This is a genomic window from Cellulomonas sp. GTC20042, from assembly GCF_055389595.1.
The window spans coordinates 3,637,711-3,657,507 of sequence record NZ_AP043678.1 but is presented as its reverse complement, the minus strand read 5'-3'; the positions used below and the strand labels follow the sequence as shown (position 1 = coordinate 3,657,507).

The 19,797-nt window shown below is 74.3% G+C and carries 13 protein-coding genes; 9 read left to right on the top strand and 4 right to left on the bottom strand.

From position 1 onward, the window contains the following. Positions 1 to 25 precede the first annotated feature (25 nt). Entirely contained in the window at positions 26 to 892 is an 867-nt protein-coding gene (locus ACZ5HG_RS16900; protein ID WP_464178464.1) for a helix-turn-helix domain-containing protein, read from the bottom strand. 80 nt (positions 893 to 972) lie between these two features. On the opposite strand from ACZ5HG_RS16900, the gene ACZ5HG_RS16895 reads away from it, so the two are divergent. The 8 genes from ACZ5HG_RS16895 (at position 973) to ACZ5HG_RS16860 (ending at position 13,548) form a co-directional block, all read left to right on the top strand. After that, positions 973 to 4,218 carry a DUF5107 domain-containing protein gene (locus ACZ5HG_RS16895; RefSeq protein ID WP_464178462.1) on the top strand — a complete coding sequence of 1,082 codons (3,246 nt, stop codon included), beginning with the start codon at positions 973 to 975 and terminating at the stop codon, positions 4,216 to 4,218. Then, positions 4,215 to 5,495, top strand: coding sequence for a cellulase-like family protein (locus ACZ5HG_RS16890; RefSeq protein WP_464178460.1), 1,281 nt, complete (start codon positions 4,215 to 4,217; stop codon positions 5,493 to 5,495). Before ACZ5HG_RS16895 ends, ACZ5HG_RS16890 begins: the two co-directional genes overlap by 4 nt. Continuing rightward, positions 5,488 to 7,839 (top strand): beta-galactosidase, encoded by a 2,352-nt coding sequence (locus tag ACZ5HG_RS16885; RefSeq protein ID WP_464178458.1) that lies wholly within the window; start codon positions 5,488 to 5,490, stop codon positions 7,837 to 7,839. The genes ACZ5HG_RS16890 and ACZ5HG_RS16885 overlap by 8 nt, the downstream gene beginning before the upstream one ends. Continuing rightward, complete coding sequence (locus ACZ5HG_RS16880; RefSeq protein ID WP_464178456.1) at positions 7,832 to 8,746, top strand: aldose epimerase family protein; 915 nt, start codon at positions 7,832 to 7,834, stop codon at positions 8,744 to 8,746. The genes ACZ5HG_RS16885 and ACZ5HG_RS16880 overlap by 8 nt, the downstream gene beginning before the upstream one ends. Before the next feature lie 118 nt (positions 8,747 to 8,864). After that, positions 8,865 to 11,564 carry a carbohydrate-binding protein gene (locus ACZ5HG_RS16875; protein WP_464178454.1) on the top strand — a complete coding sequence of 900 codons (2,700 nt, stop codon included), beginning with the start codon at positions 8,865 to 8,867 and terminating at the stop codon, positions 11,562 to 11,564. A 123-nt stretch (positions 11,565 to 11,687) separates the two neighbouring features. Beyond that, complete coding sequence (locus tag ACZ5HG_RS16870) at positions 11,688 to 12,437, top strand: hypothetical protein (RefSeq protein WP_464178452.1); 750 nt, start codon at positions 11,688 to 11,690, stop codon at positions 12,435 to 12,437. Positions 12,438 to 12,567: 130 nt separating this feature from the next. Beyond that, on the top strand, positions 12,568 to 12,792 hold the full coding sequence (locus tag ACZ5HG_RS16865) for a hypothetical protein (protein WP_464178450.1): 225 nt from the start codon (positions 12,568 to 12,570) through the stop codon (positions 12,790 to 12,792). 54 nt (positions 12,793 to 12,846) lie between these two features. Then, on the top strand, positions 12,847 to 13,548 hold the full coding sequence (locus tag ACZ5HG_RS16860; RefSeq protein ID WP_464178448.1) for an SAM-dependent methyltransferase: 702 nt from the start codon (positions 12,847 to 12,849) through the stop codon (positions 13,546 to 13,548). A gap of 3 nt (positions 13,549 to 13,551) precedes the next feature. Here the strand turns inward: ACZ5HG_RS16860 and ACZ5HG_RS16855 are convergent, their stop codons facing one another. The 3 genes from ACZ5HG_RS16855 to ACZ5HG_RS16845 all read right to left on the bottom strand — a co-directional run bounded on the left by ACZ5HG_RS16855 (position 13,552) and on the right by ACZ5HG_RS16845 (position 17,105). Further along, positions 13,552 to 14,907, bottom strand: a complete 1,356-nt coding sequence (locus ACZ5HG_RS16855) for a hypothetical protein (protein WP_464178446.1) — start codon at positions 14,905 to 14,907, stop codon at positions 13,552 to 13,554. Continuing rightward, positions 14,907 to 15,425, bottom strand: a complete 519-nt coding sequence (locus ACZ5HG_RS16850; protein ID WP_464178444.1) for an RNA polymerase sigma factor — start codon at positions 15,423 to 15,425, stop codon at positions 14,907 to 14,909. The genes ACZ5HG_RS16855 and ACZ5HG_RS16850 overlap by 1 nt, the downstream gene beginning before the upstream one ends. 123 nt (positions 15,426 to 15,548) lie before the next feature. After that, positions 15,549 to 17,105 (bottom strand): SPFH domain-containing protein, encoded by a 1,557-nt coding sequence (locus ACZ5HG_RS16845; protein ID WP_464178442.1) that lies wholly within the window; start codon positions 17,103 to 17,105, stop codon positions 15,549 to 15,551. 264 nt (positions 17,106 to 17,369) lie between these two features. Here ACZ5HG_RS16845 and ACZ5HG_RS16840 point away from each other — a divergent pair, with 264 nt between their 5' ends. Next, a complete protein-coding gene (locus ACZ5HG_RS16840; protein ID WP_464178440.1) occupies positions 17,370 to 19,766 on the top strand; it encodes a glycoside hydrolase family 3 N-terminal domain-containing protein in 2,397 nt (798 codons plus the stop codon). The last annotated feature ends 31 nt before the right edge of the window (positions 19,767 to 19,797 follow it).

Sequence of the window (19,797 nt, the reverse complement as noted above, 5' to 3'; positions counted from 1 at the left end):
ACGTGGGCCTCGGCCCGGCACGGCCTCACCCCTTGCGCTGCGCGCGGTACGTCGTGGGGTTGAGGCCGTGCAGCCGTCGGAACTGCCGGGAGAAGTACAGCGGGTCGTCGTAGCCGACCAGCCGGGCGACCTCGCCGACGGTCAGGCTGGTGGTGTCGAGCAGCGACCGGGCCCGGGCCATCTTGAGGGCGATGTGGTACGCCGTGATCCCGCCGCCGGTGGCGTGCCGGAACAGCGCGGACAGGTGCGAGGGCGACAGGTCCACCAGCGCGGCCAGGTCGGCGACCCGCACGCTGGAGTCGATCCGCTCGCGCAGGTAGCGGATCGCGCGCTCCACCGGGGTGCCGGTCTCGGGCAGCACCCGGTCGACGGCGATCTGCGCGACCAGGTGCCAGGCGATGCCGGTGGCGGCCAGCAGGTGCGCGGGGGTCTGACCCTGCTCCAGGGTCGAGACGAGCTCGTCGAACTGCGCGGTGACCCGGTCGAGGGAGCGCAGGGAGATCGGCGCGACGTGGTCGGAGCCCAGCACGTCGACCACGTCCCGCAGATCGCTGCCCGTGAGGTGGCACCACCAGATCGTCCATGGGTGCTCCCGTGAGGACCCGTAGGAGTGCGGGGTGCGCGCCGGGATCAGCACGCAGGTGGACGGGTGCACCACCACCTGCTCGCCGGCCACCTCGACCCAGCCGGAGCCGCGCACGCACAGCATGAGGATCGCCTCGTCGGCACCGTTCCTGCGCTGGCGAAGGTGCCCGTCGGCCTCCGGGAACCACCCGGCGTCGGTCACCACCAGCCGGCGCGTCACGGCGCGCGAGGCGGCGGCCTGGACCGCGGGCCTGGGCACCACGCACAGCCGCTGGTCGGCGAAGCCCTCCCGGCGAGGCGTCGTCATCGTCGCTCCCATCGTTTCGTCCATGCAGAACGTGGTTCCGACCCTATGGCACCCCCGGTCGCCGCGCCTAGCGTCGAGGCATGATCGCGACGACGCCCCGGATCGAGCTGCCCGAGCCCCCGCAGGACCTCCGGCTCCTGCTCGATCAGGGCGGGGTGGCCTGCTGGGAGCAGGACGTCGAGATCGCCACCTACGAGCCCGGCGAGCCGGACGCGTTCCCGATGTTCTTCGACCAGCGCGTCTACCAGGGCTCCGACGGCCGCTCCTACCCGCTGCCCTTCGTGGACTCGATCGCCCGCCGGCCGGTGCTGCGCCCGTGGCGCGCGATCCACCTGGAGAACGCGTGGATCCGGCTGATGCTGCTGCCCGATCTCGGCGGGCGGATCCACATCGGCTACGACAAGACCCGCGGCTACGACTTCTTCTACCGGAACAACGTGATCAAGCCGGCGCTGGTCGGCCTGGGCGGACCCTGGGTGTCCGGCGGCGTCGAGCTGAACTGGCCGCAGCACCACCGGCCCGGCACCTACCTGCCGGTCGAGGTCGAGATCGAGCGCGCCGAGGACGGCAGCGTGACGGTCTGGCACTCCGACCTGGACCCGATGCAGCGGATGCGTGGCACCCACGGCATCCGGCTGCGCCCGGACGAGGCGACCGTCGAGCTGACCGCCCGCCTGCACAACCGCACCACCGAGCCGCAGACGTTCCTGTGGTGGGCGAACGTGGCTGCCGCGGTGCACGAGGACTACCAGTCGTTCTTCCCGACCGACGTGCGGCACGTGGCCGACCACGCCCGCCGTGCGATCACCGCGTTCCCCGCCGCCGACCGGCCGTACTACGGCGTCGACTACCCGGCGCTGGCCGCCGAGCACCCCGGCGCCGACCGGCTGGACCGCTACACGAACATCCCCGTGCCGACCTCATACATGATCACCGACACCGCGGACGAGTTCTTCGGCGGCTACGACCACCGGGCCGGCGCGGGCTTCGTGCACTGGGCGGAGCGCGGGATCGCCCCCGGCAAGAAGCAGTGGACGTGGGGCGACGGCGAGATCGGCCGCGCCTGGGACCGTCAGCTGACCGACGGCGACGGCCCGTACATCGAGCTGATGGCCGGCGTGTTCACTGACAACCAGCCGGACTTCTCCTATCTGGCGCCGGGGGAGACCCGCACGTTCTCGCAGTTCTGGTACCCGGTGCAGGACGTCGGCGTGGTGCACCAGGCCACCCGCGAGGCGGCGCTGTCGGTGCAGGTGGCCGACGGGTCGGCCCGGGTGGGGCTCGCGGTGGTGCGTCCGGTGACCGCCACCGTGCGGGTGCTGGCCGACGACGTGCTGCTGCACGAGGCGGTCGTGGGTGCGGCGCCCGGTGCGCCCGCGATGATCGAGCTTGCGGCGGGGCCCGCGCGGTCCCGGGACGACCTGGTCGTCACCGTCACCACCGACGACGGACCGCTGGTCGACTGGCGGGCGCACCCCACGCCGGCCGCCGAGCCGTGGCGGGCCACCGCCCCCGCACCCGCCGCCGAGATCGGCTCGGTGGACGAGCTGCTGCTCACCGCCCAGCACCTGGTGCAGTACCGGCACCCCTCGCGCTCCCCGCGCCCCTACCTGGAGCGGGTGCTGGAGATCGACCCGGAGGACTCCCGCGCGCACCTGGCGCTGGCGGAGCTCGAGCACGGCGTCGGCCGCTACCCGGAGGCGCTGGCGCACCTGGACGCGGCGGCGGCCCGGATCACCCGGCGCAACCTCAACCCGCGCACCGGTGAGCTGCACCACCGGCGCGCGCTGGTGCTGGAGCGGCTCGGCCGGGACGACGAGGCGCTGGCGTCCTTCGTCAAGGCGACCTGGGACGAGGCCTTCGCGCTGCCCGGACGTCTCGGCGCGGCCCGGGTGCACCTGCGCGCCGGTCACCCGGAGCGGGCGCTGACCGAGGTGGACCGCGCGCTGGTGGCCGATCCCACCAGCCCCACCGCCCGTGCCGTCCGCGTGCTGGCACTGCGCCGGTTGGGTCGCCCGGCCGAGGCCGCCGCCGCGCTCACGGCCGCGCTCGCCGCCGACCCGCTGGACCCGCTGCTGCGCGCGGTCGACGGCACGCTCGGCACCGCCGACCCGACGGTGCACCTGACGATCGCGCACGAGCTCGCGCACCTCGGCGAGCGGGACCTCGCGCTGGCCTGCGCCGACCGCGCCGCCGCGCTGGGTCCCACGGTCTTCGGGAACGCCGGCCCGGTCGCGCACTACCTGCGCGCCACGCTGCTGGACGGCGCCGACGCGGCCGCGGCGCGGGAGGTCGCGCGCACGACCGACCGGCACCTCGCGTTCCCGGCCGGGCTGGACGACCACGACGTGCTGGTCCGGGCGCTCGCGGCCGACCCCGCCGACGCGGTGGCCCTCGGCCTGCTGGGCAGCCTGCTGCTCGGTGCCCGCCGGGGTGCCGACGCCCGCACCGTGCTGGTCGCCGCGGTCGCCGCCGGCAGCACCGACCCGGTGGTGCTGCGCAACGCCGCCCTCGCCACCGTGAACACCACCGGCGACCTGGCCGCTGCCGACGCGCTCCTCGGTGCGGCGATCGAGCACGGGGGCCCGCGCCCCCGGCTGGTGTTCGAGCGCGACCAGCTCGCCCGGCTGCGCGACGTCGGCAGCGCCGAGCGGCTGGCCGCGCTGGAGACCTCCGGCTGCGACCTCGCCGAGCGGGACGACCTGACGATCGCCCACCTCGGGCTGCTGCTGGACGTCGGCCGGGTGGATGAGGCGCTGGCCGTGCTCACCACCCGCGAGTTCCAGCCCTTCGAGGGCGGGGAGGGCCGGGTGATCGCCGCCTACGACCGCGCCTGCGTGGCCCGGGCCGCCGCGCTGCTCGGCACCGACCCGCTCGCCGCCGCCGCGCTGCTGGACACCGCCACCCCGCTCAACCTCGGCGAGGGCCGCCACCCGGCCGACCCGTGCGCGGAGCGGCTGGTCGCAGCCGGTGACGCGTACGCTGCCGCCGGGGACGCGGGTACGGCCACGCAGCGGTGGCGGAGCGCGCGCGACGGCGGCGGGGCGCTCGCGGTCGCCCCCCGACCGGCCCGCGCCGACGACTACTGGGTGGGCGTCGCGCACCACCGCCTCGGCGAGACCGACGCGGCCGAGCAGGTGTGGAAGGCGATGGAGCAGACCGCGGACGACCTGGAGCGCGCGCCGATGGCGCCGGACTACTTCGCGACCTCGCTGCCGGAGCTGCTGCTGTTCACCGTGGAGGACCGGGCGGGACGGGCGCGCGACGTCGCCGGGCTGCGGGCGGCGGCGGCGCGCGGGCGCGGGTTGACGGGGACCGGTCTGTGACGACCTCCACCACGTCGGCCCGCCCGCCGGGCGTCCCCGCCCACCTGCCGGACCGCCTGACGATCAGCCTGTGGGACTTCTCCTGGTACCTGCTCGCCGGGCCGGGGGAGCCCTACGCCGACCTGGACCGCGCCCTCGACGAGACCGCCGACCGCGGGTACACGACGGTGCGGATCTGCGCGGCGCCGCTGCTGCTGTTCGGCGGTCTGGGCCTGGACGACCTCGCCGACGACCTGCCGGTCGAGGGGATGGGCCGACGCGCCGACGGCACCCCCTTCGGCACCGGCACCCGCTGGTACGCGGTGCCGGGCGGTCACCGGGTGGCGCTGCGGACGCGGTTCTTCGCGCTGCTGCGCGGGCTGGCCGCGCGGAGGATGACCGTGGTGCTCGCCTCGTGGGAGCACCAGCAGTCCCCGGCCTTCGCCGCCGACGAGCGGTGGTTCTGGGCGATCGACGCGATCCCGACCGACCGGCGGCCCGCCGCGCTGGCGACCGCCTGGTGCGCGCTGCTCGACGCGGTGGCCGACGCGGGCCTGTCGCAGGTGGTCGCGCTGGTCGAGCTGCACAACGAGGTCGACTTCTCGCTGCTGCCGGCGCTGGACCACCCCGCCACCGTCGAGGCGGTCGCCGCGATCCGGCAGCGGCACCCCGGCCACCTGGTGACCGCGAGCCTGGGCAAGCCGCCGCACCTGGACATGGGGGCCGTGCCCGACGGGCTGTCCGCCGGGCAGTTCCACGTGTACGCCTACGGGGTGCTCGACCGGTTGCAGCAGCAGATCGACATCCGCGCCACCGGCACCGAGGACTTCCCGAACGCCGCGCTGCGCGCCCTGCAACGCCTCGGCAGCCCCACCTGGGCGGAGTACGGGCGCCCGGCGGCGTGGAAGCTCGCGGCCACCGTGGTCACCGACCAGATGCTCTACGGCTACGACACGATCGACCCCGACGCCTGGGACGCCTGGCTCTACGAGCGCTACGGGGCCTTCCACGAGGTCATGCACCGCGAGGTCGAGTCCCGGGTCGTCGCGGTCGCCGCCTGGGGCCGCCGGCAGCAGGTGCCCGTGGTGATCGGCGAGGGCTGGGTCGGCTACACGCCGCTGCACGGCACCTTCGAGGAGGGGCCGATCGGCCGCCGGATCGCCGAGACCGGCATCCGCACCGCCGCGCGCGAGGGGATCTGGGGGATCACCCCGTGCTCGAACGCCGCACCGCACCACCCGCTGTGGCAGGACGCCGCCTGGCAGCGATCGATCACCGAGGAGTTCCGTCGTGCCTGACCTGGTCGTCCGCCACCGCCCCTGGGCCGCACCCGCCACCGTCCCCGCGATGGCCGCCGCGCCGGACGCCGACCCGCGCCTCGGGATCACCTCGCGCGCGCTGAGCCGCGACGGCGTCGGCTGGGTGCCGGTGTCGGGGGAGATCCACTACGCCCGGGTGCCGCGCGCCCGCTGGCGGGAGCGGCTGCTGCTCATGCGCTCCGGCGGCGTCGACGTGGTCTCCACCTACCTGTTCTGGATCCACCACCAGCCCACGTCGGCCGCGCCGCGCTTCGACGGCGACCTGGACGTGGCGGCCTTCGTACGGCTGTGCGCGGAGGTCGGGCTGCCGGTGGTGCTGCGGATCGGCCCCTGGTGCCACGGGGAGGTGCGCAACGGCGGGCTGCCCGACCGGGTGCAGCAGGCACCGGTGGCGCACCGCACCGACGACCCCGGCTACCTGGACCTGGTGCGCCCGTGGTTCGCGGCGATCGGCGAGCAGCTCGCCGGGCTGTGCGGCCCGGACGGCCCGGTGATCGGCATCCAGGTCGAGAACGAGCTGTACGACCAGCCCGGCCACCTGCGCACGCTCAAGCGGATGGCACGGGAGGTCGGCCTGCGCGCCCCGCTGTGGACCGCGACCGCCTGGGGCGGCGCCGACCTGCCCGCCGAGGAGGTGTTCCCGCTGTACTCCGGGTACGGCGACGGGTTCTGGGTGGACGCCCGCGCACCCTGGGACACCACCTTCCGTGCGCACTTCTTCCCCAGCCACGAGTGGGACGACCCGGGGGTCGGCGCGGACGTGCGCGGCACCGCGGCCGCCGACGTCACCGTGCGCCCGCGCGACGAGACCTTCCCGCCGGCCACCTGCGAGCTCGGCGGCGGCATGGCGACCACCTACCACCGCCGCCCGGTGCCCACCGGTGACGACATCGCCGCCGTGGGCCACGCCAAGATCGCCAGCGGATCGGCCTGGCAGGGCTACTACATGTACGCCGGCGGCACGAACCCCGGCCCCGACCTCCAGGAGTCGCACGCCACCGGGTACCCGAACGACCTGCCCCGGTTCGACTACGACTTCCACGCCGCGATCGGCAGCGCCGGCCAGACCGGCCCCAGCCACGCGCCGCTGCGCCGGCAGCACGCCTTCCTGCGCGCCTTCGGGCCCGCGCTGACCGACATGCCGTCGACGTTGCCCGAGGTGCTGCCCACCGGGGTCGAGGACGTCAGCACCCTGCGCTGGGCGCTGCGCAGCGACGGGCGGTCCGGGTTCGTCTTCCTCTGCCGGCACCAGCCGCACGTGCCGCTGCCCGACCTGCACGGGGTGCGCCTCGACCTCGACCTGCCCGGCGGGCGGACCACGATCGGCCCGGTGGACCTGCCGGGCGGCACGCTCGCGCGCTGGCCGTTCGGGCTGGTGCTCGGCGGCGGCGCGGGCGGTGTCGAGGTGCGGTCCGCCACCGGATCCGCGCTGACGCTGCTCGACCCGACCACGCTGGTGCTGGTGGCCGAGCGGGGGATCGACGTGGACGTGCGGCTGGACGCCCATGCCGTCGTGCGCGGTGACGGGGTGCGCGCGGTGGAGCCCGGGCTGCACCGGGTCGGCTGGCGCGCCGGCGGCACCCTGCACGTCGAGGTCGACGGGGCGCGGGCCACGATCGTGGTGGTCGCCGCCGGGGACTCCGACCGGGTGTGGGTGCTCGACACCGCCGCCGGCCGGGTGCTGGCGCTCGCGGACGAGCCGCTGTGGGTCGAGGACGGGACGGTGGTGGCGCGCGCTGCTGCGCGGCCCGAGGTGTGGGTGCGGACGGGCGGTGCGGGCGCGCCGGGCGCCGGTTCGGGCGCGTTGGGCGACGGCTGGCGTCCCGCCGAGGTGCGGGCCGTCGGGTCGCCCCGCCCGCCGCGCGCCGTGGAGCACCGCCTGGTCCGGCCGGCCGGTGCCGTCCCCGCGGGCTACGGCACCGCGCAGGGCCGCGCGTCGGCGCCGGGGCAGGAGACGATCGCCGCGCACGCCGCCCGCTGGGACCTGCACGACGTCGGCACCGCCTCCGCGGACCCGGACCGCCGCCTGCTCACGATCTCCTGGGCGGGCGACGTCGCCGAGCTGCTGGTGGACGGGCGCGTGGTCGCCGACCGGTTCTGGGACGGCACGCCCTGGCTGCTCGACCTGGACACGATCCCCGGCGCAGAGGGCGGACGGGTGTCGGTGCGCGTGCTGCCGCTGCACCCGGCCGCCGAGGTGTGGCTGCCCGCCGAAGCGGTGGACCGGCGTCGCTCGCAGCCCGGTGCGCTGTGCGCGCTGGACGCGGTGACGCTGGCCCGCAGCACGACGTGGTCCGTGGACGCGTGGTCGGTGGATGCCTGAGCCGGGATCGGTGGACCACCCCTGCGTGGACCTGCGCTCCGCCGACGGCCGGGTGCGGGCCTCGGTCGACCTGACCGGCGGCGGGCTGCGCCTGCTGCACGTCGCCGGGACGCCGCTGGTGGAGGAGCACCCTGCCGGGTCACCGGTGCCCGGCGCCAGCGGGGCCGTGCTGTTCCCCTGGCCGAACCGGGTGCGCGACGGCCGCTGGTCCGCCGACGGCGTGGAGCACCGGCTGACGCTCACCGAGCCGGGTCGGCGCACCGCCAACCACGGGCTCGTCACGGGTCGGCGGTTCGCTGTGGTCGATCGGTCCCCGGACGCCGTGACCGTCCGGGTCGAGGTGCACGACGAGCCGGGCTACCCGTTCCACCTGCGGCTCGACCTGACCTACCGGCTGCTCCCGGACGGGATCGCCGTGACCGCGCGGGTCAGCACCCTGGACGACCGGACCGCGCCCTGCGCGCTCGGCTTCCACCCCTACCCGCGGGTCGGCGCGCACCCGACGGACGCCCTGGTGCTCGAGGTGGACGTCGACCGGGCGGTCGAGGTGGACGACCGGCTGCTGCCGGTGGCGGTGCACCCGGTGGCACAGGGGCGGCGTGCGCTCGCGCTCGCGGGGAGCGAGCTCAACGACTGCTGGCGCAGCGTCCCCGGCGCCGACGGCAGCCACGCGCACCGGCTGACCGGCCCGGACGGCTCCGGCGTGGTGCTGCGCACCGAGGCCGACCTGCACTGGGTGCAGGTCTACACCTGCCCTGACCTCGCGGGTCCGGACGGTCCGCGCCGCGCGGTCGCGATCGAGCCGATGTCGGCCCCGCCGGACGCGCTGCGCTCCGGCACCGACCTGCGGCACGTCGCACCGGGGGAGCCGTGGGTCACCGGGTGGTCGCTGCGGGTCGCCCCCTGATCCCACCTCCGTGGTTTCCTCCATCTCCCGCCCGGGATCTGCCATGGGAGCGGCTCCCACCGCCCGGTTGGCTGGTCGACGAGACACCGAGGTCTCGCCCGAAGGGAGACGGACGACGATGACCACCACCCGGCCCCGCAGAGCGCCCGCCACGCTGCTGGCCCTGCTCCTCACGGCGCTGCTGCTGCCGTGGGCGACCACCGCGGCCACGGCTGCGCCGACCACCACGACCACCACCGTCCAGCACACCGACGTCACCACCACCCGGGGCACCCCGTGGCAGACCTACTACGAGGGTGACGAGTGGGCGAGCAACGCCCGCGTGCACTGGGGCAACGACGGTGACTTCTTCGAGATCCCGTTCGAGGGCGACGCGTTCCGGCTGTACGGCAGCACCCGCACCACCAACGGCACCGCCGAGGTCTACGTGGACGACGTGCTGATCGGCACGGTCGACTACCACGGCGCCAACTCCAACAACGTCATCGAGCTGTTCAGCCACGGCGGCCTGACCCCCGGCGCGCACACCCTGCGCGTCGTGGCGGTCGGCTGGGTGAACCACGCCCGCGCCGAGTTCGACAGCACCGCGACGGCGCCGGCCGGCGGGTCGTTGCAGGACGCGGTCGACGCCGCCTCCACGCTGACCGAGGCCGACCACACGGCCGGGTCCTGGGCGGTGCTGGCCGATGCGCTCGCGGACGCCCGCGCCGTGCTCGCCGACACTGCTGCCGACGAGGCCGCGCACGCCGCCGCCCGGGACGCGCTGACCGCCGCGAGCGACGCGCTGGTGCTGGTCCGCGGCCTGCGCGAGGCCGTCGAGGACTACACCTCCCGGGTGCCGAGCGGATACACCGCCGACTCCTGGCAGCCCTTCGCCGCCGCCCTCACCGGTGCCGCCACCGTGCTCGCCGACCCGGACGCGACGGCCTCCGAGGTCGCCGCCGCGAAGACCGGCCTGCAGCAGGCCGCCGCCGGCCTGGTCACCCTCAGCACCGGCACCCTGGGCACGATCCAGAACAACACCTTCTGGCACGACACCGCCGGCGACCCGATCTACTCGCAGGGCGGCGGCATCTTCCGCTTCGGCGACGTCTGGTACTGGTACGGCGTGCGCTACGACGGCGCCGAGCTCTACTACGACTCCCCGTCCCGGGCGTACACGAACAACGTCAACTTCGTGTCGATCACCGCGTACTCCTCCACCGACCTGGTCGCGTGGACCTTCGAGAACGACATCGCCACCACCGCCACCCCGGTGGACATCCCCGCGAGCGAGGACGTGAACGGCGACTACTTCTCCCGGATGCAGACCCTCGGCGACGCCACCTGGATCGGCCGGCTCGGCGTGGTCTACAACGAGACCACCGGGAAGTACGTGCTGCTCACCCAGTTCGAGAACGCCGACCCGGCACGCGTCACCAACGCGGGCACCCTGTTCCTGCAGGGCGACTCGCCCACCGGCGACTTCGCGTACGCCGCGCTCCAGACCCACATCCCCGGCGTCTACGAGAACCCGAACAAGCCCGGCTGGAACCAGGGCACCGGCGACCAGACCGTGTTCACCGACGACGACGGCTCCGACTACCTGGTCTTCTCCTACCGGGACGGGCGCAGCCGCACCTACGTGGCCCGGATCTCCGACACCGACTCCCTGAGCGTCGAGCAGGCCGTCGAGGTCTACCGGGGATCCGGTCGCGAGGGCAACGCCATGTTCAAGTTGGGTGGCCGCTACTACATCGCGTCCTCCGACCTGCACGGCTGGAACACCTCGCAGACCTACCTGGTCGAGTCCACCACCGACGACATCCAGGGCACCTACTCCGCCATGTACGTGCTGCCCGGCACCGAGCGCGACTACAGCCACGTCACCCAGAGCGGCTTCTTCGTCACCGTGCCCGGCACCGTCACCGAGACCGTGGTCTACGCCGGCGACCGATGGGCCGACTTCGCGTGGAACGGCCTCGGCTACAACCAGTGGCTGCCGATCACCGCCACGCAGGACGGCCCGCTGTTCCACTCGGTCAGCCAGTGGAGCCTGAACGCGATCACCGGGGAGTGGCAGGTCGGCGCGGGCAACAACTACGTGCTCAACCCGGACTTCGCGGCCGACCGGATCGCGGTCACCACCCTCACCGGGTGGACCAACCGGGTCGACGCCGGCTCCGCCGCGATGGTCAGCAACCCCTCACCCGGCGCCGACCAGAGCCGGTTCGCGCTGCGCCTCGGCGCGGCCGCCACCTACTCCGGCGGTGTCGAGCAGACCGTGGACCTGCCGGACGGCACCTACTCCTTCGCGCTGAAGGTGAGCACCGCCGGCGGCCTGGACCACGCCCGGGTGCGGGTCACCCCCGCGACCGGGGAGCCCGCCGTGCTGGACCTGAACACCGCCACGACCGGATGGCAGACCGCGACGCTCGACGACGTCGTGCTCACCGGCGGCAGCGCCACCATCGCGGTCGAGGCGGCCGGCCCCGGCGGCACCGCGCTCACCGTCGACGGCCTCTCGCTGGTCCGCACCGGCGACGTGCCCGCCCCCGCCTGGTCGGCCTCCGCCACCTACACGGCCGGCGACGTCGTGCAGCACGCGGGCTCCCGGTGGACGGCGACCTGGTGGACCTCCGGCCAGCAGCCCGGCGACCCCACCGGCCCCTGGCAGCAGCTCGTCACCGACGCCGCCGGTGACACCGTGTGGACCGCCTCGCGGATCTTCGTCGCCGGGGACGAGGTCGTGCACGACGGCACCCGCTACCGGGCCGCCTGGTGGACCCGCGCGCAGCAGCCCGGTGACGCCGCCGGACCGTGGACGGCGGTGGGCTGACCCCTGCGCGCACCGGGAGGACCGCCCGCCCGCCGATGCCGACCCCCGGCGCCGGCGGGCGTTCCCGGTCGCTGACGCACGATCCGTCCGTGCAGAGCGATGCGATCGACGTAGTGTCGGCAGATGACGCTCGAGGACCGGTCGCCGATCCGCGACCTGCCGAGCCTGCCGTGGACCGGCAGGCAGCTCCGGCGGCTCGGTGCGTCGATCCGGGACGGCACCGCGACACCGCAGCCCGGACCCACCTACGAGCACGTCATCCTCTGGCACGACGAGCTGGCTGCGGCCGTGCAGGAGGCGATCCGCTCGCTCGACCGGGAGAGCCTGCTGGTCGGAAGGCCTGCCCCGGTGATCTCCTCTCGCGCCAAGACCCTGGACACGCTCCGGGACAAGCTGCGGCGCGGTCGAGGCACACCGCTGAACAACACCCAGGACGTCGCGGGCGTGCGGTTCGAGTGCGAGATGTCGCTGAAGGAGCAACAGATCGTCGCCCAGGCGATCGCCGCAGCGTTCGACCACCCCGCTGAGGCGATCCACGACCTCCGCGCGAAGCCGAGCGCCGGCTACCGCGCCGTACACGTCTGGCTGCGGCTCGGGCGCGGTCGCGTCGAGGTCCAGGTCCGGACGCATCTCCAGGGCGCCTGGGCCAACGCCTACGAGGCGCTCGCCGACCGGTTGGGTCGGGGGGATCCGTTATGGCGAGCCGCCACGCGCGGACACCCGCGAGATGCGTGCGGTCGTCGAGAGCCTTCAATCTCTCTCCCTCGCGCAGATCGCCGAGATCGAGCGTCTGCGGCAGGTGGTCAGCGACGCGAGCGTGGCGCTGGACTGTCGGGAGGCGTTGCTCGATCCCCCATCGATCGCGAGCGATGACGCCCGGCTCGACGCGCTGCGCGAGCAGTGGTCCGAGCTGCGTACGGCAGAGGTCAAGGTCGTCAGGATGCTGGGTGAGGTCGAGGCCGTTGTCCGAACCTCGCCGGAGTCGACGAGGTAAGGTGCCGCCATGCCCGGCTTCGTGATCCAGTACAACCGTCGTACCGGCGCGTCCGAGGTCACCACGTTCGACGGTGAGGGTGGCCATCGCGAAGCTCTGAAGATGCGCCTGCGCCTCGAGGCCGAGCGTGTGGACGACGAGGTGGAGATCGTCTCGGTCGTCAGCGACTCGCTGGACACCGTCCGACGGACGCACTCGCGCTACTTCCGCGCGGAGCTCGCCGACGCGAGCTGATCGCGCCGGTACTCCCGAGGCCGCCCGTCGCGCCCGAGGCCTACCCTCGGCAGCGTGACCGACCCCGCCGCGGCCCGCGCGGAGACCGAGCGCTACCACCGTGCGCTCTACGCCCGCCGACCCGACGCGGCCGACCCCGCCGACGCCTGGCGCACCCGCCCGTCCCCGCACGTGCTGCGCGCGGTCGCCGCCGTGCCGGACCTGCGGGTGGCCGTCGACCTGGGCTGCGGTGAGGGCCGGCACGCCGTGCCGATCGCGCTGGCGGCGCCCGGGGCGCGGGTGCTCGGTGTCGACCTGCTGCCCGAGGCGCTGCGCGCCCTGCGGGAGGGGTCCACCGAGGCCGGCGTCGCCGACCGCGTGGCCGCCGTGCGCGCCGACCTCGCCCACCTGCGTCTCGCCCCGTGCAGCGCCGACCTGGTGCTCGCCTGCTCCGCGCTGGAGCACGTGCCGACGGTCGAGGCGTTCCGCACCGCGCTCGCCCGGTGCGCCGAGGCGGTGCGCGCGCCCGGGGTGGCGTGCCTGCTGGTGCTCGCCGACCGGTGCGAAGTGCTGGACGACGGCACGGAGCGTCCGGCGCTGATCGAGGCGCCGCTCACCGCCGACGACGTGCAGCAGGCGGTGGCCGCGACGTTCACCGGGTGGTCGGTGGTGGAGCACAGCGCCGGGCCGCAGCACGCCCGCGAGGTGCGCGGCGGGGAGCCGTACACGCTCGTCGGGACGATGCTGCGGTGGACGCTGCGGCGGCCGGCGGGGTGAGCCCTACTCGCCCTGGAAGGTGAACGCGGTGTGCGGTCCGACCGGGAAGACCTCGAGGCCCTTGAACGGTGCGTCCGGTAGCACGAGCAGGGTGCGTCGCTCCCCGGTGCGCGAGTCGACGGCGACGATCATCGGGTCCGCACCGTCGGGGAACTCGCTGAGCAGGAACGCGTCACCACGGGTGCCGATCGTCTCGACCCAGGACGCCGGGCCGGTGCTGAGCGGATCCAGACCGTCTGCGGTCGACCGGAACCAGGACGAGCCCGTGGCCCAGTGCCCGTAGTCGCCGACGACGGTCTGCCCGTGGATCCGCCAGACCGCTCCGGCGGTCAGTGGATCCGTGAACCCGGCGATGCGCGTGGGCGCTCCGCCGCCGAGGGGGACCGTCCAGAACTCCGAGACCGACTGGGCGTAGAAGACGTCCTCGGTGCCGCCCGGGGCGCACTCGACGACGGCGGTCCGTGCGTCGGCCCAGGTCCACGGTCGGCATGCGAGCGGTCGGTCGGGGTAGGGCAGGTCGAGCGCGAGCGTGCTCCCGTCGACCGATGACAGCGCCTGCGTGCCCGTGAGGGCGTCCTCGACGAGGACGGCGTCGCCGGCTGGGCCCACGAACACCTGGTCGTGGTCGGCGTCAGCTAGCGTGGTGAGCACGGTGACCGTCCGTCCGTGCTGGTCGAGGCGCTGGAACACCAGGTTCGAACCCTCGTAGTGGTACTCGACCAGGTCGCCGTCGCTGCCGGGCAGAAACTGCAGGTTCCCGGCGGCAGGCACAGTCGCTCGAATGCCGGTCTGCAGGTCGACGACGAAGCGTTCCATGTCATGGCCGAGCACGACCAGTCCGGTCCCGGGGTACCAGTCCAGGACCCGGCCGCCCGCGAGGTCGTCCGGGAACGGCACGACGTAGACCACGCCGTCGGGCGCGAGCAGGTAGGTCTGCCGGGGCACGATCTCGGTGCCCGACTCGTCGAGGCCGGTGTACTCCAGCATCAGCCACGTCGCGTCCGTCCGCGCGAACGTCCTCTCCGGCATCGGCACCGCGTCGGTCAGGTACGCGGTCGGCGCCACCACCGGCGCCTCCGGCGTCGACGTCGGCGCGGGTGCGACCGTCACAGACGGCGACGGCGACGGCCCGGCGGGCAGCGGCGGCTCCGGCCGTTCCAGCGCGTGCACCCCGAGGGCGATCCCGCCCAGCACCAGCACCGACGCGATCCCGACCCCGGCACCGCGCACCGCGCGACGTCGGCCGATCCGGCGGGCGAGGGCGTGGGTCTCGGTGGTGGTGTCCGGGGCTGCCGCCTCGGCGGCGCGGCGCTCGGCGTCCAGGAACCCGTGCATGACGTCGGACAGGTTCTGCTCCATCATCGCTCCCCTCCCAGACCGGTGACGTGCACCGTCTCGACCGTCGTGTCGTCCTCGGGGCCGGTCACGCGCAGCGTGGTGCGCAGGGTGCGGGTGGCGTCGGACAGGTAGCGCTTCACGGAGCCGTCGCTGATGCCGAGGCTCGCGGCGATCTCCGCGACCGGCAGGTCGTCGATGTAGCGGAGCACGGCGCAGGCGCGCTCGCGGGGCGGCAGGGCGGCGAGCGCCTGGCCGACGTCCACGGCGGCGGTGGCGGCGTGCTCGGCGGAGGGCACGGTGGCCGCGGGCCGGAGCAGGTGCTCCTTGGTCCGCCAGGCCCGACGCGTGCGCGTCTGGTCCAGGAAGATCGTGCGGATCGCCTGCCGGACGTAGCCCTCGGCGGAGTGCACGTCCTCGATGCGGCGCGGTCGGCTGAACACCTTGACCACGGCCTCGTGGACCAGGTCCTCGGCCTCGCCGCGGTCCGCGGTGAACAGCCGCGCGTACGCGACGAGCGCGGACCGTCTCTCCTGGACCATCTGGTCCAGGGTGTCTCTCCAGTGCGCCACCGGCGCCGTCCCTTCCCTCGTGCCGACCCCCTGCCACCACAACGGAGGCAGGGGGTCGAACGTTGGGTCAGGCCTGCCCGGGGACGTGCCGGGTCACTCCGCGGCGTCGACCGCCGGTGCGGGGACGGCGGTCGCGGCGACCGGTGCGGACGGCTTCGCGCCGCCGAGCCCGCGGACCAGGTCGCGCAGGTCGATCCCGGTCTGCGCCTTGAGCAGGGTGGCGAGCTCCTGCACACCGGTGGCGACCTGGCCGGTCACCCGGGACGCGCCGTCCTTGTCGATCACGGTGATGCCGTCGATCGAGCCGAGGGCGTCGGCGTAGGGCTGGGCGAGCTTGGGCAGGGCGTCCAGCACCATCTGGAGCCGCGCGGACTCGGGGAACGCCTGGTACGCGTCGGACTCCGCCTTGATCGCGGCGGCGCGCGCCTGGCCCTGGGCCTGCTCGGCGGCGGCCTGCGCCTCACCACGGGCCTGGATGCCGTCGGCCTCGGCCTTGGCGAGCGCGAGGGCGCCCTCGGCGCGGCGCTGCTGCTCGACCAGGGCCGCCTCGGCGCGCGAGCGGGCTGCGGAGGCCTCGGCCTCGGCCTGCGCGGTGGTGCGCTGCGCCTCGGCCTCCGCCTTGCGGATCGCGGTGGTCTTGGCGGCCTCCGCCTCCTGCTCGGCGGCGTACTTGCGGGCGTCGGTCTCCTGCGCGGCCTCGTACTTGCGGGCCTCGGCGGGCTTGCGGACCTCGGTCTGGAGCTCCTGCTCGCGCAGGGCGGCGCGGCGCTGGGCGACCAGCTCCTGCTGCTCGAGCACGGCCTGCTGCGCCTCGGCCTCGGCGCGCTCGCGGGCGGCCTCCGCCTCGGCCTGCGCCTGCGCGGTCTCCTGGGCGATCTGGGCGTTGCGCAGCGCGAGCGCCTTGTTCGACTCGGCGATCTGCACGGCGGCCTCGTTGGAGCGTTCGGTGCTCTCCTGCTGGGCCTGGGCCTCGGCGATCAGGGCGTCGCGGGCGACGGCGGCGGCGCGCGGGCGGCCGAGGTTGCGGATGTAGTCGCCGCCGTCCTCGACGGTCTGGATCTCGAAGTTCTCCAGCACCAGCCCGCGCTCGGAGAGCATCGGCACCGCGATGTCCTTGACCTCCTTGGAGAAGTCCTGCCGCTCGTACAGGATCGACTCGACGGTGAGCGTGCCCGCGATCGTGCGGAGCACACCGACCAGGACCTCGCTGGTCTGCTGCTCGATCACCTGCTCCTGCCCGCGGCCGGCGAACCGCTGGGCGGCGGCGCGGACCATGCGCTCGGTGCCGCCGACCTTGACCACCGCGATCGAGCGCAGCGTGACGCCGACGCCGCTCTTGGTGGTGGCGTCCTCGGCGGTGACCGGGAAGCTCTGCGAGGCGAGCGACAGCCGCGCGACCTGCTCGAACACCGGCTTGACGAAGGTGCCGCCGCCGATCACGACGCGCTGGCCGGACAGGTCGGTGCTCTCCTCGCCGGTCTCGGGGTTGATCACCGCGACGCCGCGCTTGCGGCCGGTGATGATCAGCGCCTCGTCGGGGGTGGCGATCTTGAACCGCACCTTCGCGTAGATCGCGGCGACGATCGCCAGCGCGATCACGACGACGACGGCCACGACGACGACCAGGGCGGTGCCGGCGATCTCGATCACGGTGCTCCTCGCATCGGGGACGACGCCGAGGTCGGCTGTGCGGCCCCCCGGCGCAGGTCGGGAGTGTCCGACCTGCTCGGCACTGTAGAGCAGGTCGGGGGGTCGGTCGGGCCGTTCCTGCGGTACGGGCACCCCTGCGGCGACAGGTTGTGCGCAAGATCCGACAGATTGTGCGCTACGTATCAGTAGCATCGTCTCCACGTGATGACCTGCCGGTACCCGGCGGGCACGGACGCCCGGCGGCGGTCACCGTGAGGAGAGTCGATGAGGACGAGGACGCAGGGGCGTGGCCCCTCGAGGAGCGCGATCGGGACGGCGGTCGCCCTGACGGGCTGCCTCGTGGCCGGTCTGGCCGGGTGCGCCGACCCGGGCGAGGACGAGGCCGACGGCACCCGGTACACCACCCGCGAGGTGGACGACGGCACGACCACGGTGATCCGGGTGGAGAACCCGGGCGGCGGGCGGACGCTGTCGTACAGCCCGGACAGCGGCGTCGATCTGATCGAGGTCGCGGACGGGGACCTCACCTTCGCCATGAAGGACATGGACGGCGACGGCGAGCTCGACCCGTGGGAGGACTGGCGGCTCTCCGCTGCGGAGCGCGCCGCCGACCTCGCGCCGCAGCTGTCCACCGAGCAGATCGCCGGGCTGATGCTGTTCAGCTCGCACGAGCGGGCGCCGGGCGACGGGCTGACCGACGCGCAGCGCACCTACCTGTCCGAGGACCGGGTGCGCAACGTGCTGAACGCCGGCCCGTCGGACGTCGAGGCGAACGTGACCTGGGTGAACGAGATGCAGGCCTACGTCGAGGGACTGGCCGCCGAGGGCGAGCCCTACGTCCCGGTCAACTACTCCTCCGACCCACGCTCCACCCCGAAGGCGGGCGACGCGTTCGTCGCGGCCGGCGACACGATCTCGCAGTGGCCGTCCAGCCTGGGCCTGGCGGCCACCGGTGACGTCGCGGTCACCGCGCAGTTCGCCGAGATGACCTCGGCGGAGTACCGGGCGCTGGGGATCAGCACCGCGCTCAGCCCGCAGATCGACCTGGCGACCGAGCCGCGCTGGCTGCGGGTCAACGGCACGTTCGGCGAGGACACCGCGCAGGCGACCGCCCACGCCGAGGCCTATGTGGACGGGTTCCAGCAGACCGCGGGCGCCGAGGACGGCTGGGGCGCGGAGTCGGTCGCCGCGATGATCAAGCACTTCCCCGGCGACGGCATGGGCGAGGGTGGTCGCGAGTCCCACTCGGACGCCGGCAAGTACGCCGTCTACCCGGGCGGGAACCTCGAGGAGCACCTGGTGCCCTTCCTGGCGAACCTGGACGCCGCCTCGGTGATGGCCTCGTACTCGGTCGGCCTGGACGGCGACGGCCAGGCGCTGTTCGACGAGCGGATCGCCACCGCCTACGACGCCGGGAAGATCGACATCCTGCGCGAGGACAACGGCTACGACGGCGTGATCGTCACCGACTGGACCGTCACGATGGTGGACGGCGAGCCGGAGGCGGTCGTCGGCGGGCGGGCCTGGGGCGCCGAGCACCTGAGCACGGACGAGCGGCACTACGCGATCCTGCGCACCGGCGTCGACATGTTCGGCGGCAACAACGCCGTCGGCCCGGTGCTCGCGGCGCACGCGCTGTGGCAGGCGGACTTCGAGGACGGCCTGCTGGACGTCGACGCGGACACCCGCTTCCAGCAGTCGGCCGCCCGCATCCTCACGATGCTGTTCCAGCCCGGCCTGTACGACGACCCCTACCTCGACCTCGCCGAGTCCCAGAAGATCGTCGGCAGCGCCGAGCGCGTCGAGGCCGGCACCGCCGCACAGCTCGACTCGATCGTCATGCTGAAGAACGCCGACGGCACGGTCGCGGAGCACGAGGTCGCCGACTGGTCGGACGCCACGGTCTACGTGCCCCGCTCGTACTCCACCGGTTTCGACGGGGTGTTCGGTCCTGCCGAGTACGCCGAGGGCGAGACCCTGGACGTCGAGATGCTCGCCGAGCACGTCGGCACCGTCGTCACCGACGAGGCCGTGCTCGACGCGGACGGTCACGTGGTGTCGTACGCCGCGCCCGACCTGAGCGACGTCGACCTGGTGCTGGTGGGCATGCGCAGCCCGGACAACGGCACCAACTTCACCTCGGCGGGCGAGGACCCGGACACCGGCGCCTTCTACCCGCTGTCGCTCCAGTACCGCCCGTACACCGCGGACGGGCCGCACGTGCGGGCGACGTCGATCTCCGGCGACCTGCTGCCGGACGGCACCCGGGAGAACCGCTCCTACCTCGGCGCGACCTCGCGGATCGCCAACGAGGCCGACCTGGACGCCTTCGAGCGGGCGGTCGCGGCCGTCGCGGCGAGCGGGCGGGACATCCCCGTGCTCGCCCTGCTCAAGGCCGCCAACCCGGTGGTGCCCGCGGAGTTCGAGGCGGCGGCGGACGCCGTGCTGGTCAGCTTCGGCACCAGCGACGAGGCGCTCGTGCAGGTCGCGCTCGGGCTGCACGAGCCGCAGGGCCGGCTGCCGATCACCTTCCCGGCGTCGATGGACGCGGTGGAGGCACAGCTCGAGGACGTCGGTGGCGACACCGCGCCCTACGTGGACTCGGCGGGCAGCACCTACGCCCTCGGGTTCGGACTGGGCTGGGAGGGCCCGGTCGGATGACCGGTCGTGGGCGTGCGTCCGCCCCCCTGGC